Raw genomic sequence first — 14,720 nt, 5'->3', positions numbered from 1 at the left:
TGCGCGGCCGAAACGACCGCGCAGCACGACTGTTCGCACAAGACCGGGTGAGCTGCTCTGCCTCAGATCTTGACGACCTTCGAGGTCGGGATCGGGTGCGAGTCCGCCTTGATCCAGCGCATCGCCCACGTACCCTCGGCATGCGAATCCGTGTCGATCCAGTTGCCGTAACCCGGATCCTTCGCCGCCACCACGATCGTGAGGGTGCCGTCGTCGTTCAGCTTCGCGGTGTGGTTGTTGATGTAGATGTTCGTCCGGTTGTAGTCGAGGGACTCCACCCAGAAGTTCTGCAGCACGAAGTTGAAGTACTCGCAGTTCGGGACCTCGGTCTCGATGACCCACGCCTCGTCCTCGGCGAGCTTCCAGTACCCGTGCAGGTAGAAGATCGTCGGATCGCCGCCCGCCTTCTGGAACTGCTCCTGGCCGCGGTCGAAGATCTCGTTGGGCTGCGGCATGAAGTCGCGCGACCACTCGAGGAACGTGGCCGCCGACCCCTTCAGCATGCCGATCGAGCGGTCCAGACGCTGCCCCAACTCCTCCTCGGTCAGGGGAACGAACTCACCGTCGGGGTTCAGGCACTCGATGGACAGCTCGCCGGGCACCTCGGCACGCCGGTCCGCGTAGGTCTGCCGAACCGAGATGAGGTTGCTGTCCACCGCCAGCGGCAGCCAGGCGCCCTCGGCCGGCTCGTCCACGCTGGCGATGAACTCGAAGCGGCCGTTCTCGTCGACCTCGAGGTCGTGAATGTGCAGGTCGCCGGTCTGCAGCATGGTGCCGTCGATGTGGTACCGATTGACGCGGGAGCCGAAGGTGATCAGCGAGACCGTGCCCCGGGTCCCGGTGATCCGGTAGCTGTACTTCCCGGAGATGTTGGCGCGCATGTAGATGTTGTCCGGGTTGTCGGCGCCGATCTTCGTCATCATGTTCGGGTTCGGGGCCGAGGTGAACTGCGGCCACCGCGGATCGGTGTACTCGACGCAGTTGATCGTCGCGTAGCGCAGCAGCCGGCTCAGGTACCGGACTCCCTCGGCCTGCGTCAATGTGTCCTGCGGGACGATGTCGTCGTCCAGGATCCTTCCGACCTCGAGCAGGTCTGTGCAGAACTTTTCCCAAGTGGCGTTCATGTGAGTATCCCTGTTCTGGTTGATGTTTCGACTGTTCAGACGGTGGCGGCGAACTTCGCCTCGACATCGGCGGCCGTCACGCCGAACTCCTCGAGCGAGTAGCGGTGCGACGGACGCCGATGGTCGGCGAGGCTGGCCTCGTGCGACGCCTGCACAGCGGCGCGAGCCTCGTCCGTGAAGGGCAGCTCGAACTGCGAATAGATCTTCTCGACGGTGCCGACCGAATCCGCGAAGAAGTCCTTGTAGTCGACGTCGATGAACTGGTCCGGGTTGTATCGGGCACGAGCCGCGTTGAACTGCGCGTTACCGCGCGACCACAGGTCGAGTTGGGTGCGCCCGATGGCCGGGCGGTCGAAGGCCTTCGACATGCCGTGTCCGCCCTGCTCCGCGAGGCTGAAGGTGGACGCCATCGACGTCAGCGGATCCCGGAAGGTGCGAACGAGCAGCGCGTCGGGGTAGACCTTCATGATCTCGTCGATCGCGAAGACGTGGCTGGGACTCTTGAGCACCCACCGTCGGTCCGGATCGTTCAGCCCGATCAACTGCAGGTTCTTCTTGTGCCGCGCGTACGTTTCGGTCCAGTCCTGCTCGGCAAGCCACCGGGTGTAGCTCGGCACGTACGCGATGGTGTCGAACGCGGTCGACAGCATCGTCTGCTGCAGCAGACGCCAACATTCCTCGACCTCCTCCGCTCCCATGAAGTGCACCTTCATCAGGTCCGCCTCGTTCGCCTGCCGTGCCCGGTAGAAGGCGTCGGAGCGCACGTAGTCCGCGTTCTCCGACCACTCGTCGCGAGGGGGACGCGGCTGAGGAGTCTCGGCGAGCCACATCTCGGCACCCTGATGCGCCGGGTCCGCGCCGAGCAACCGGTGCAGCGCGGTGCTGCCGGTCCGGGTCAACCCGACCACGAAGATCGGGCGCTCGATCGGAACATCTACGTGCTCGGGGTATTTCGCGAACCCGGCCTCGCTGGTCAAGCGCCCCGCGAGCGCTCCGGTGATCATCTTTCGTGCGATCGCCTTCCCCTGTGGGGTGAGGTCGGCCTCCTTCTCGAACGAGTCGAGCAGAACCGTCAGCCCCTCGACGTAACCGTCGCCGCCGAAGTCGTCGTACCCCGCCTGCTCGCGGGCAGCCTGCTGCAGGTCCTCGATGGATCCGATGCCGGCGTAGTCGTGTGTCATCGTCAAGTCCTTGTGAGAGTCGATCAGTGGTGGGCGTGGCCGCAGTTGACGTCCAGGCACTGCCCGGTGATCGCCCGAGCGAGATCGGACGCGAGGAACAGCACGGCATTCGCGATGTCGTCCGGTTCGGGCAGCCGACGCAGATCGGTACCCGCGGCGATCTCGGCGTAGACCACGGCCGGGTCGACGCCGCGCTCGGCAGCCTGCTTCTCAACCATCCGCTTGACCCGATCCGCCCAGATGTAGCCCGGCGCAACCGAGTTCACCCGGACACCCATCGGACCCATCTCGACCGAGAGACTGCGCGCGAGGGCGAGCAGCCCGGCCTTCATCACGCGGTAGGCGCCGAAGTTCGGCAACTGGTTGCGCAGCACCATCGAGTTGATCATCACGACCGACCCCTGGGACCGTTCCAGCGCGGGCGCCAGCTTCCGGGTCAGGTTGAGTGCCGCCAGCAGGTTGATGTCCAGGCCCTGCCGGATCGTCTCGAAATCTGCGTCGAGCACCCGCTCGTGCGGTGGTTGCACAAAAGCGTTGTGCACCACCGCGTCGACGACTCCGAACTCCTCGAGCGCCGACTCGGCGAGGTTCGTCACCGACGCGTCGTCGGTGAGGTCGGTCGGTACGGTCACCGCGGTACCGCCCAGGGCGCGGATCTCGTCGGCGACCTCCGTCAACCGCGACTCGGTCCGTGCGGCCAGGACGACCCGGGCACCGGCAAGCGCGCCGCGGACGGCCACCGAGCGTCCCAGCCCCGTACCCACCCCGGAGACGACCACGACCTTGCCCTCGAGCATCGCCGGCATCGTGGGCGCCACCAACTCGGCGGCCGTCACACCCGTGCCTGCGGATCGAGCACGACACTGAGCGAGACGATCCGGCCGTCGTCGTCGAACTCGAAGAGATCGCTGGCGAGGAAGTCGGGCATGCCCTCACGCTGGATCCGCAGCTGCATCGACGCGTACCGGCCGGTGACGACGATCGGCGAGTAGCGGCTGACCGTGAAGTCCACCTTCGCGTTCTCGGTGTCGAACCCGCGGATCTCCTCGATGCCCCGGTAGCTCCGGACGCCGAGCGGCTCGTGCTGAACGGCGTCGTCCGCGAACAGCGCGACCAGCTGGTCGACGTCGTGGTTGCCGAGGTGCTTCACGTACGACTCGACTACCGAACAGATTTCGTCTCTCGAGAGCAAGGAACGCTCCTTCCGTGATGGGTGGGTGGGTACTCGGGAAACGCACTCAGGCGATGACGCCGCGGCCGCGCAGGTGCTCGATGATCAACCTGCCCGCCTCCTCCGGAGACGTCGCGGTCGTGTCGATCCGCAAGTCGGGATGCTCCGGCGACTCGTACGGCGAGTCGACACCGGTGAAGTTCGCCAGCTCCCCGCGACGTGCCTTCTTGTAGAGGCCCTTGGGATCCCGCTGCTCGGCGACGTCGATCGGGGTGTCGACGAACACCTCACAGAACTGGTCGGACCCGACCAGCTCACGCGCCGCCTCACGCTCGGCGCGGAACGGAGAGATGAAGGACGCCAGGACGATCAGACCGGCGTCGGCCATCAGCCGGGCGACCTCGGTGACACGCCGGATGTTCTCCACCCGGTCCGCCTCGGTGAAGCCCAGGTCGCGGTTGAGACCGTGCCGGACGTTGTCGCCGTCGAGGAGGTAGGTGTGGCAGCCCAGCGCGTACAGCTGCCGCTCGAGCTCGTTGGCGATGGTGGACTTGCCCGAGCCGGAGAGTCCGGTGAACCACAGCACCTGCGGGCGATGGCCGTTCAGCGTCTGGCGCGCCTGCTCGTTCACGTCCACGGCCTGCCAGTGGATGTTGTCCGACCGGCGCAGCGAGTGCGCGATCATGCCGGCACCGACTGTCGTGTTGGTGAGCCGGTCGATAAGGATGAACCCGCCGGTGTCGCGGTTCGCTCTGTAGGCGTCGAACGGCACCGGCCGGTCGAAGCTGATGTTGCAGACGCCGATCTCGTTGAGCGCCAACGTGTTCGTCGCGGTCTTCTCGAGGGTGTTGACGTTGACCTTGTACTTGGGCTTGGTGATCCGGGCCTGCACGGTCATCGTGCCGATCTGACACAGGTACGGGCGTTCGGGCAGCATCTCGTGCTCGCCCATCCACACGACGTGCGCCTCGAACTGGTCCGCGACGCCGGGCAGTGCGTCCGCGGCGGCGAGGACGTCGCCGCGGCTGACGTCGATCTCGTCGGTGAGAGTGATGGTGACGGAGCGGCCCGCGGGCGCCTCGTCCAGGTCGCCGTCCATCGTGACGATTCGCGCGACGGCGGATTCCTTGCCGCTGGGCAGCACCCGCACCCGGTCGCCCGGCCGTACGACGCCGCTGACGATCTGTCCGGAGAAGCCGCGGAAGTCCAGGTCGGGACGGTTGACCCACTGCACCGGCATCCGGAAGGGGCTGCCCGCGAGTTCCTCGGAGATCTCGACGGTCTCGAGGTGCTCGATCAGCGTCGGGCCCTGGTACCAGGGGGTGTTCGGGCTCCGGTCGGTGAGGTTGTCGCCCATGTACGCCGACATCGGGATGGCGACGACGTTGGCGAGGCCGATCTCGTTCGCGAAACTCGTGTACTCGCTGACGATCTCGTCGAACACCTGCTGGGAGTAGTCGACAAGGTCGAGTTTGTTGACGGCGATCACCACGTGCCGGATGCCGAGCAGCGAGACGAGGTAGGAGTGCCTGCGGGTCTGGGTCAGCACACCCTTGCGGGCGTCGATGAGGATCACCGCGAGGTCCGCGGTGGACGCGCCGGTGACCATGTTGCGGGTGTACTGCTCGTGGCCCGGGGTATCGGCGACGACGAACTTGCGCTGCTCGGTGGAGAAGTAGCGGTAGGCGACGTCGATGGTGATGCCCTGCTCACGTTCGGCCGCGAGACCGTCGACGAGGAGCGCGAAATCGAGCCCTTCCCCCTGCGTGCCGCTCTTGCGCGAGTCGGCCTCGAGCGCGGTCAGCTGGTCCTCGAAGACCAGCTTCGACTCGTAGAGCAGCCGGCCGATGAGGGTGGACTTGCCGTCGTCGACGCTGCCGCAGGTGATGAAGCGGAGCATGGACTTGTTCGCGTGCCGGGCGAGGTACTGCTCGATGTCGTCGGCAATCAGATTGGACGGGCTTGTCATCAGAAGTAACCCTCCTGCTTCTTCTTCTCCATCGATGCGCTGCTGTCGTGGTCGATCACGCGACCCTGGCGCTCGGATGTGGTGGTCAGCAACATTTCCTGGATGATGTCGGTCAGCGACTCGGCGGTGCTTTCCACCGCGCCGGTGAGCGGGTAGCAGCCGAGGGTGCGGAACCGCACGCTCTTGAGCTCGGGCACCTCGCCGGGCAGCAGCGGCATCCGGTCGTCGTCGACCATGATCAGTGCCCCGTCACGCTCGACGACGGGCCGCTTCGCGGCGAAGTAGAGCGGGACGATCGGGATGTTCTCCTGCCGGATGTACTCCCACACATCGAGTTCGGTCCAGTTCGACAGCGGGAACACGCGCAGGCTCTCGCCGGGCGACTTACGGACGTTGTACATCCGCCACAGCTCCGGGCGCTGCTGCTTGGGATCCCACCGGTGCTCGGCCGAGCGGATCGAGAAGACGCGCTCCTTGGCGCGGGACTTCTCCTCGTCGCGCCGGGCGCCACCGAACGCCGCGTCGAACTTGTAGTGGTCGAGGGCCTGCTTGAGTCCCTCGGTCTTCCACATATCGGTGTGCGTCGCCGAGCCGTGCGTGAACGGGTTGATCCCCTTCTCCACACACTCCGGGTTCTTGTACACCAGCAGGTCGAGATCGCCGGCCGCAGCGGTCTCCTCGCGCAGCTTGTACATCTCGCGGAACTTCCACGTGGTGTCCACGTGCAGCAGCGGGAACGGCAGCCGCGACGGGTAGAACGCCTTGCGCGCCAAGTGCAGCATCACAGCGCTGTCCTTGCCGACCGAGTACAGCATGACGGGGTTCTCGCTCTCGGCGACAGCCTCGCGCATGATGTGGATGCTCTCGGCCTCCAGCCGTTCGAGATGGGTCAGGGTCTTGCTGGTTGTGGGACTGCTCATCGCGCGAGTGCCTCCAGTGCGGTGCCGGCCAGTTCGGGGCGGCAGATCAGTAGGTCGGGCAGCCAGGGGTTTTCCTGGTTGTAGATCGGTTCGGACCCGTCGATACGGGAAACATGCAGTCCGGCAGCGCGTGCGACGGCCACGGGGGCGGCGGAGTCCCACTCGTACTGGCCGCCGGAATGGGCGTAGATGTCGGCGTCGCCGCGGACCACAGCCATCGCCTTCGCACCGGCCGAGCCCATCTCGATCAGGTCGGCGCCGAGCGCGGTGGCCATCGCCATCACCGGTTCGGGCCTGCGGGTACGGCTGACGACGACGCGAGGGGCTCGCGGCAGCGGCCCGGCAGGTCCGGCCACGTCCACGGTCGAGTAGGTGGTCCCGAGCGCAGGCATCGCGACGGCGCCCGCGGTGAGCAGCCCGTTCTCGACGAGCGCGACGTGCACGGCCCAGTCGGTACGACCGAACTCGCCGAACTCGCGGGTGCCGTCGAGCGGGTCGACGATCCAGACCCGGTCGGCGGCGAGCCGGGCCGGGTCGTCGGCACCCTCCTCGGAGAGCACCACGTCGGCCGGGAACCGCCGCGCCAGCTCGGCGACGAGGAACTCGTGCGACAGCCGGTCGCCCGCGCCGCGCACCTCGGCCGGGTCGAGACCCGCCCGCTCGGCGTCCAGTCGATACGCCAGAAGGAGTTGCCCTGCAGCGGTGGCGATCTCGGCTGCAGCACGGTCCTCGACGGAGCCGCCGACGGTCGAGGGATGCGGCGTGAGGGCCGCGGCATCTGTGGTCATGCTGTGACTGTAGCCACAGAATGAACAATGTTCAATACTAGATCGAACATTGTTCATTCTGAAGCGGGCAGGCCTGCCCCGAACTGGACGGATACGGTGACGCGGTGAGCGAATCGAACGGCAAGTCGATCTACGGCGACGCGGGCGCGCGGCGGCGGCGAACATTGGACGCGGCGGCGGCCCTGCTGGACGAGGGTGGCTACTCCGCGCTCACGATCAGGTCGGTCGCGAAGAGTTCCGGCACCAGCACCGGCCTGATCTACCAGTACTTCGCGGACAAGCAGGAGATCTTCATCGCGCTGCTCAACGAGAGCCAGCTCGAGTCCACCGCCTACGTGGCCGCGCTGCCCCGCGACGGCGGCGTCGCCTCGCTGATCGCGGCGGTCATCCCGAACTCGGTACGGCAGTGGGCGCGAGTCGGGCGCATGACGGCAACCTGGCGCGACATCGAGGGCGCCACCCGGTCCGAACGCGAGTCCGTTCGCGAACTGCGCGTGACCGCGGAGCAGTACAACGAGGAACTCCGCCGGGCGCTTCTCGAGGCCGCGGAGGCGGAGGGCCGGACGCTGCTCGACGATCCGGCGCTCATCCGCTTCGTCCTGTCGGGACTGATGGGCGTTTCCGACACCATCGTCAACAGGTGGGCGCCGAATCTCGACGCGACGGAGTTCGCCGAGTTCTCCGCCGCCGTGATCACGCGCGGGATCACCGCACCGGGCGCTGCCGGTTAGGTGTACTCCACTCGCACCCTCTCGATGCGCCCGGTGAACGGGAACGGGGCCCGGTCGCGGTAGTCCAGCGACACCGGCGACCCGAGGCAGGTGCCGATGTCGAGGCAGTCGTTGGCGGTGAACAGCAGCGGCGCGCTGATCGGAACCGTACCCTCGGCGACGGTCGCGCCGTCGACCGCGAGCACCACCCGGAGCGGCCCGCCCAGCCGCGACTCGACGAACTCCGTGTCGACGGTGATCTTGTGGGTGCCCGGCGAAAGCCGGTCGGCGGACCGAATCTTGGTGCGCATCAGGATGAACAGGTTGTACTCGTAGCAGAGGTACCCGTCGTCCACGAAGCAGGTGAGTCCGCCCGAGTTGGAGCCGAGTGCGTAGAGGACGCCGCGCGGTTGGTGGTTCGCCTCGAGCTCGATCGTCACCCGGTTGTTCTTGTTGCCCAGTGCGGGAGCACAGAATTCGGGCATCCGGGTGATGTCACCGGAGAAGTCCCACTTCCGGTACGGCGGCGCGATCCGCATCTCGGGATGCATGGCGACCACCCACAGCCCGCCACCGACCGGAAGCACCTCGTTCTTGGCGGCCTCGATGGCGAACAGCTCGCGCAGCTGCGCCAGCTTCTTCGGGTGATCGGCGGCGAGGTCGTGGTTCTGGGTCCAGTCCTCGTCCAGGTTGTAGAGCTCCCAGGTGTCGTCGTCCGGGCTCCATTCCCCGATCCCCGGCGGCAGTCCCGCCACCCACGGTGCCCTCGGCCCGAAGGCCGACGCCATCCAGCCGTCGTGGTAGATCGCACGGCTGCCCATGATCTCGAAATACTGGGTGAGCTTGCCCGCCTTCGCATTCGGGTCCGTCAACGACTCGGCGAACCCGGCACCGTCGATGGGGTCCTGCGGGAATCCGTTCACCGTCCGCGGCGGCGTGACCCCGGCGATCTCGTACAGCGTGGGAACCACATCGTTGCAGTGCAGGAACTGGCTGCGCGGCACCGGATCCGGGTCGACCTTCGCGGGCCACCGCACCACCATCGGGTTGCGGGTGCCACCGAGATGCGAGGCGAGCAGCTTCATGCCCTTGTACGGCGTGCTGCCCGCCCACGCCCACCCGGAGTGGTACATGTTGTCCGTCTTGGGAGATCCGAGCACGTCGAGCCCGCCGAGATCCTCGAGCGCCGCGATGTGCTGGGCCGGGGTTGTCGGGATACCGTTCTGCGCGAGCAGTTCGCTGATGGTGCCGTTCTGCCCCTCGCCCGACGAACCGTTGTCGCCCCAGATGTACATGACGACGGTGTTCTCGCCGTAACCGAGCCGATCCACCTCGTCGAGCAGCCTGCCCACCTGGACGTCGCAATGCTCGGCGTAGCCGGCGGCCACCTCCATCAGCCGCCGCTGGAACGGTTTCTCGTCGTCCGGGATGTCGTCCCACGCCGTCATGGTCTGGTCACGCTCGGTCAGTTCCGCCTCGGGCGGGATCCAGCCCTTCTCCTTGGCGCCCGCGAAGGCCCGCTCCCGGTAGGCGTCCCAGCCGTCGTCGAACTTGCCGGCGTACCGGTCGGCCCACGGCTTCATCACGTGGTGCGGCCCGTGCAGGCAGCCGCTCGCCCAGTACATGAGGAAGGGCCTGTCCGCCTCGAACGCCTGATGCCTGCGCAGCCAGCCGATGGCGTCGTCCGCGAGGTCCTCGCTCAGGTGGTAGCCCTCCTCGGGGGTTTTCGGCGGCAGCACCACCGTCGTGTTCCGTACCAGGTTCGGCTCGTACTGCGAGGCCTCACCCGCGAGGAAACCGTAGAAGTACTCGAAACCCACACCGGTCGGCCAGTTGTCGAACGGCCCGGCCGCCGTCGTCTCCTCGGCCGGGGTGTTGTGCCATTTCCCGAACGCCGCCGTGCTGTAGCCGTAGTGCCGCAGCACTTCGGCAACAGTGGCGCTGGAGCGGGGGATGTGCCCGGAATAGCCGTCCCAGTCGTTCGCCAACTCGGCGATCTGCCCGTAGCCGACGCGGTGGTGGTTTCGACCTGTGAGCAGTGAGGCCCGCGTCGGCGAGCACATCGCGGTGGTGTGAAAGCGGTTGTAGCCCACGCCCTCGCCCAGCACCTTCTCGAGCGTCGGGGTGTTCACCTCCCCACCGAAAGCGCTCGGCAAGCCCGGACCGGCATCGTCGATCAGCACGATGATGACGTTCGGAGCGTCGTCGGGTAGTCGGCGCGGCTTCTCGCGGGGGCTGTACACCGACTCCTGCATGGTCCGGCCGGCCACGCTGCCCGACGGGGTCGGCGGGAACGGCAGCGTGTCGCCGCCGGAAATGGGGTCTGCGATCACGGTCGAACTCATGTGCTCTGTCCTCTCGCCGCCTAGCGAAACAGTCGAGCTTTCGACCCCACCACTTCAACACGTTGAAACGTCGTGTCGCGGCGTTTCGGGCACACTGGTCGGATGGGCTTCGACCGCGAGCAGCCTGCCCCCGAGCACCGCCGCCCCGACGGCGTCACCGACGCCGACGTCGCGGCGGTCGGCCGTCTGACCGAGGCGCTCGAGACCGTCGAACGGGCCCGCGGCCACCTCTACGAGTTCCATCAGCTGATCGGCCACGCGGACAACCAGCTCGGCGACGCGGTCGACGCGCTGGCCGCAGCCGGCCACCAGGACCTGGCCGCGCGACTACGTGAGGAACTACTCGGCCGCAACGTGCTGCCCGGGCGCTGGACCTTCCAGGCGGTCGAGGAGTTCGACGACGGCTACTGGTCGGAGTTCCGCGCCTTCGAGCAGACCGCCCGCGACGAGGTACTCGACGGCCGCCGCCACGTGTACGAGGCGGAGATGAAGGAAGGTCGCCGCACCCACGGCCGATCCGGCCACGAGGCCCGCCCGATCCAGGAGGGATGAGTAGTGGAGATCCTCAGCAGCCGAGTCATCCTGCGCCCGGCCGACTACCCCGCGACCCTCTCGTTCTACGGGCGCGCGCTCGGCCTGGCGGTGGCGCGCGAGTACCCGGGCGGCACCGTGTTCTACGCCGGACAGTCGCTGATCGAGATTGCCGCACACGGCGGTTCGGGCGGCGGGTCCCGCTTCGACGGCGCGATCTGGCTGCAGGTCCGCGACCTGATCCAAGCCCAGCTCGAACTCGAGCGCGCCGGGGTGGCGATCGTCCGGGCGGCCAGACAGGAGCCGTGGGGCCTGCACGAGATGTGGATCGCCGACCCGGAAGGCGTCCCGATCGTGCTCGTGCAGGTGCCCGAGGACCACCCGCTGCGTCGGGACACCCGCTAACCCGAGGGGTGTGGCGCCGACTCCCGGCGGGGCAGAGCGGGGCGGGCGACGAGTTCGACCACCAGCAGAGCCAGCGCGGCGAGCAGGATGGTCACCACCACGACGAGTCCGGACGGATAGCGCCAGAACACCACCGTCGCAATGGCAATCACGATGATCGCCACCCGCAGCGGCATCCGGAAGGTGGCCACCGACCGCTCGATCTGGTTCGGCTCGCGACCCTCCTTCGGCGCCCGCAGCGCATCCATCCCCCGCCGGTACGCCCGGCGCACGGCGGCGGCGGAGGTCGAGGTGCCGGACAGGTAGCCGATGATGCCGACGACCACCGCCGCCGCGAACACCGCGCGCAGCGTGGTGCGCAGCGGCACGATCAGGGTGTCGAACAGCACCGCCGCCGCATCGGGTGAGAGCGCGTCCGAGGGGATCGCGCCCAGGTAGACGGACCGCCCGATGCTGATGGAGACGGCGAGCAGCGCCATCGCCACCGCGAGGGACGCGCCCACCAGCGACAGCGCCCGCCGGCGGCCGTTCTTCGGCGCCGCCCACACCGCCGCGACCGCGACGAGCAGGGTCAGCCAGGGCAGCACGGTCGAGGCCTTCTGCAGCGCCGAGACCGCCCGCTGCGCCTTCACCAGGTCGGCGGATTCGAAGATCACGAACGTTGCGTTGACGTCGGGGAGCTTGTCCACGAACGAGAATCCGCGCTGAACGAGATTGGACTTCACGGTGTCGATGATCGCGGCGAGCGAGACGCTCACCTCACCCTTGTCGTTGACCTTCACGCTGCCCGAGGTGTCGCCGGTGGCTGCCGCGACGAGTTCCTGGTGCGCCTGGCGGTTGGCCTCGATCCACATCGTCTCGAACTGGCTCGAGGTGACCAGCGACGAGGCCGCATCGTGGACGAAGGACTTGGCCTGGCCGGCAATCACCGGGGCCAGCCCGACCACCGCGGACGGCACGCGGGGAGCGATCTCGGTCAGGGCGCCGAGGGCGTCGGCCGTCATCTTCTCCACGTCGACCCGGGTCATGATCTGATCTGTGATCTGATTCGCCAGCTCGGCCTGCAGCACCGGGTCGGCGGCCAGCGGGGTGACGGTCTGGACGTACCGGTCCGTGTCGAGGACCTCGCTGCGCGCGAACCGCGCGACCACCGATGCGTAGCCGAGTACCGCGACGAGCACCAGCAGCAGTCCGGTGGCGGTCCATCGCAGGGCCGGGTGCCCGCGGCGTGCCGGTTCCGAAATCCCCTGCGCTACCGCCCCAGTCGATTCCGGCCGTTGCTTCGCTTCGCGAAGTTCCGCGACCTCTCGTCGCAGCCGCAGTAGTTCGCTGCGCTCGTCGCCGGTCAGCGCGTCGTCCGACCCTGAGTCCGCCATCGCGGATCCCCTTCCGTCACGCCGCGCGCAGGGCGCCGCTCCCGCGACGAGTACACCAGAGTCGGCACCCGAACAACTCACCTACTGAGGATGATCCGCGGCGTCGCTCCTTGACGACGAACCACGACAGGGCGGACGATGTGCAACGATCCCGTCCCGCACGCCGCACGGCCCGAAGGCGGAGCCATGAGCGCTGACAGTCGCGGCCCCGCCCCGACACGAACCGGTACCGGCCTGATCCTGCCCGTGCTGGGCGCGAGCCAATTCCTGATGACGCTGGACAGTTCGGTGATGAACGTGTCCATGGCCTCCGTCGCCGCCGACCTCGATACCACCATCACCGGCATCCAAACCGCCATCACCCTCTACACCCTGGTGATGGCGACGCTGATGATCACCGGCGGCAAGATCGGGACGATCCTCGGCCGACGGCAGACGTTCGCATTGGGACTGATCGTCTACGCCATCGGCTCCACCACGACGGCCCTGGCGCCGAATCTGCCCGTGCTCCTGGTCGGATGGTCATTCCTCGAAGGCGTCGGCGCCGCGCTGATCATGCCGGCGATCGTCGCCCTGGTCGCCGCGAACTTCCCCGCCGAACGCCGGCCCGCCGCGTACGGACTGATCGCCGCGGCCGGCGCGATGGCCGTGGCTGCGGGACCACTGATCGGCGGCGCCGTCACCACCTTCGCCTCCTGGCGGTACGTGTTCGCCGGTGAGGCGGCGATCGTCGCGGCGATCCTGCTGGTGCTGCGCCGCATCGCGGACGTGCCCCCGCAACGGGTCCGGCTCGACCTGCTCGGCTCGGCACTGTCGGTGCTGGGCCTCGGTCTGGTCGTGTTCGGCGTGCTGCGCTCGAGCGAATGGGGATGGGTTCTGCCCCGGCCGGGGACCACCGTCCTGCTCGGGCTTTCGCCGGTGTTCTGGCTGATCCTCGGCGGACTGCTGGTGACCTACGCATTCCTGCGCTGGGAGACGCACCTGTCCCAGACGGACGGCCGGCCTCTGCTGGACGTGACTCTACTGCGCAACCGCCAGCTCACCGGCGGGCTGACGATGTTCTTGGCTCAGTTCATGATTCAGGCCGGCGTCTTCTTCGCCGTGCCACTGTTCCTGTCGGTGGTTCTCGAACTGAGCGCCCTCGACACCGGCATCCGACTGCTGCCGCTGTCGGCCGCGCTGCTGGTCGCGGCCGCCGGCATCCCGAAGATGTGGCCGCACGCGAGCCCTCGCCTGGTGGTGCGTATCGGACTCGGCGCCATGCTCGTCGGCATCGTGATCCTCGCGGCGGGCATGGACCCGGGTGCCAACGCGGGTGTCGTCGCGATACCGATGTTGTTGATGGGAATCGGTCTCGGCGCGTTGGCATCTCAACTCGGCGCAATAACGGTCTCGGCGGTGCCGGACGACAAGAGCCCGGAGGTCGGCGGCCTGCAGAACACCGCAACCAACCTGGGTGCCTCGTTGGGGACCGCGCTGATCGGCTCGGTACTGATCGCCACCCTCGGCACTTCCGTGCTGGCGGGGATCGAGGGCAATCCCGCCGTACCCGCCTCGGTGCAGGCGCAGGCCACCACGGAACTGAGCGGCGGGGTGCCCTTCCTGTCCGACACCCAGTTGCGCGCCGCGCTCGACCAGGCATCGGTGCCCGCTGCCACCACCGATGCGGTCGTCGAGGTGAACGCCCAGGCCCGGCTCGACGCGCTGCGGGTGGCGTTCGCACTGGCCGCGTTGCTCACGGCGGGGGCGCTGCTGGCCAGTGGCCGAATCCCCCGTCTCCCGGCATCGGCGTGAACGGACCGTTCAGGCTCACCAGCGACCTGAACGGTCCGTTCACGCGCAGCACTACTTGCGCAGCGCGTCGGCGATCTGGTCGGCCTGCGCCTGGCTCTCCATGAGCTGACGCAGCAGCCACAGCCGCAGTACCCGGGCCACCGCGCCCGCGAGGTACACCGCGCCACCGAGCACGGTCAGCGCGAGGAAGGCGGACGCCAGGATCTGGTACGACGCGATGTTGCGCAGGTCCGACTGCGTCAGCGAGGAGAAGTACAGGATGAACGAGACGAGCGTCCCGACGACCATCAGCACCAGGCCGACGATCCGGGCCTTGCCGTCACCGGACGACTGACCGCCCTTGAGCTTCATTTCCTCGACATCCTTCTTGAACTGCTCACGACGCTCTTCCGCCACAACGGTCATC

At 67.7% G+C, this 14,720-nt stretch carries 14 protein-coding genes; 4 read left to right on the top strand and 10 right to left on the bottom strand.

What is annotated here, in order from left to right:
• Window positions 1-62: 62 nt before the first annotated feature.
• Genes FK531_RS12715 through FK531_RS12685 form a run of 7 tightly spaced genes read right to left on the bottom strand, consistent with a single transcriptional unit; the run spans window position 63 to window position 7,153 of the window.
• Complete coding sequence (locus FK531_RS12715; protein ID WP_142099852.1) at window positions 63-1,124, bottom strand: DUF1214 domain-containing protein; 1,062 nt, start codon at window positions 1,122-1,124, stop codon at window positions 63-65.
• A 35-nt stretch (window positions 1,125-1,159) separates the two neighbouring features.
• Entirely contained in the window at window positions 1,160-2,305 is a 1,146-nt protein-coding gene (locus FK531_RS12710) for a sulfotransferase family protein (RefSeq protein WP_142099850.1), read from the bottom strand.
• A gap of 23 nt (window positions 2,306-2,328) precedes the next feature.
• On the bottom strand, window positions 2,329-3,111 hold the full coding sequence (locus tag FK531_RS12705; protein WP_142100245.1) for an SDR family oxidoreductase: 783 nt from the start codon (window positions 3,109-3,111) through the stop codon (window positions 2,329-2,331).
• Window positions 3,112-3,137: 26 nt separating this feature from the next.
• Complete coding sequence (locus tag FK531_RS12700) at window positions 3,138-3,497, bottom strand: nuclear transport factor 2 family protein (protein WP_142099848.1); 360 nt, start codon at window positions 3,495-3,497, stop codon at window positions 3,138-3,140.
• Window positions 3,498-3,543: 46 nt separating this feature from the next.
• The gene (gene cysN, locus FK531_RS12695) at window positions 3,544-5,445 is read right to left on the bottom strand and encodes a sulfate adenylyltransferase subunit CysN (RefSeq protein ID WP_142099846.1); all 1,902 of its coding nucleotides are present in this window, start codon (window positions 5,443-5,445) and stop codon (window positions 3,544-3,546) included.
• Window positions 5,445-6,365: a sulfate adenylyltransferase subunit CysD gene (cysD, locus tag FK531_RS12690; protein WP_142099844.1), complete on the bottom strand. Its 921-nt coding sequence runs from the start codon at window positions 6,363-6,365 to the stop codon at window positions 5,445-5,447. Before cysD ends, cysN begins: the two co-directional genes overlap by 1 nt.
• Window positions 6,362-7,153, bottom strand: a complete 792-nt coding sequence (locus FK531_RS12685) for a 3'(2'),5'-bisphosphate nucleotidase CysQ (RefSeq protein ID WP_142099842.1) — start codon at window positions 7,151-7,153, stop codon at window positions 6,362-6,364. Before FK531_RS12685 ends, cysD begins: the two co-directional genes overlap by 4 nt.
• Before the next feature lie 104 nt (window positions 7,154-7,257).
• Here FK531_RS12685 and FK531_RS12680 point away from each other — a divergent pair, with 104 nt between their 5' ends.
• Window positions 7,258-7,884, top strand: a complete 627-nt coding sequence (locus FK531_RS12680; protein WP_142099840.1) for a TetR/AcrR family transcriptional regulator — start codon at window positions 7,258-7,260, stop codon at window positions 7,882-7,884.
• Here the strand turns inward: FK531_RS12680 and FK531_RS12675 are convergent.
• Complete coding sequence (locus FK531_RS12675) at window positions 7,881-10,208, bottom strand: arylsulfatase (RefSeq protein ID WP_142099838.1); 2,328 nt, start codon at window positions 10,206-10,208, stop codon at window positions 7,881-7,883. The two genes, FK531_RS12680 and FK531_RS12675, sit on opposite strands and share 4 nt — an antisense overlap.
• A 102-nt stretch (window positions 10,209-10,310) precedes the next feature.
• On the opposite strand from FK531_RS12675, the gene FK531_RS12670 reads away from it, so the two are divergent.
• Together FK531_RS12670 and FK531_RS12665 are read left to right on the top strand one after the other, a co-directional pair.
• On the top strand, window positions 10,311-10,760 hold the full coding sequence (locus FK531_RS12670) for a hypothetical protein (RefSeq protein WP_142099837.1): 450 nt from the start codon (window positions 10,311-10,313) through the stop codon (window positions 10,758-10,760).
• 3 nt (window positions 10,761-10,763) lie between these two features.
• A complete protein-coding gene (locus FK531_RS12665) occupies window positions 10,764-11,144 on the top strand; it encodes a VOC family protein (RefSeq protein WP_142099835.1) in 381 nt (126 codons plus the stop codon).
• Here the strand turns inward: FK531_RS12665 and FK531_RS12660 are convergent.
• Entirely contained in the window at window positions 11,141-12,520 is a 1,380-nt protein-coding gene (locus FK531_RS12660; protein WP_142099833.1) for a hypothetical protein, read from the bottom strand. The two genes, FK531_RS12665 and FK531_RS12660, sit on opposite strands and share 4 nt — an antisense overlap.
• A 186-nt stretch (window positions 12,521-12,706) precedes the next feature.
• Here FK531_RS12660 and FK531_RS12655 point away from each other — a divergent pair, with 186 nt between their 5' ends.
• Window positions 12,707-14,314 carry an MFS transporter gene (locus FK531_RS12655; protein ID WP_142099831.1) on the top strand — a complete coding sequence of 536 codons (1,608 nt, stop codon included), beginning with the start codon at window positions 12,707-12,709 and terminating at the stop codon, window positions 14,312-14,314.
• A 51-nt stretch (window positions 14,315-14,365) separates the two neighbouring features.
• Here the strand turns inward: FK531_RS12655 and FK531_RS12650 are convergent, their stop codons facing one another.
• Window positions 14,366-14,719 carry a hypothetical protein gene (locus FK531_RS12650; protein WP_142099829.1) on the bottom strand — a complete coding sequence of 118 codons (354 nt, stop codon included), beginning with the start codon at window positions 14,717-14,719 and terminating at the stop codon, window positions 14,366-14,368.
• Window position 14,720: the final 1 nt, after the last annotated feature.

Origin of the sequence: Rhodococcus spelaei, from assembly GCF_006704125.1 — a bacterium.
Taxonomy (GTDB): domain Bacteria; phylum Actinomycetota; class Actinomycetes; order Mycobacteriales; family Mycobacteriaceae; genus Rhodococcus_G; species Rhodococcus_G spelaei.
Note: the sequence above shows the minus strand (reverse complement) of the source record. Positions and strands in the feature narration are given on the sequence as shown.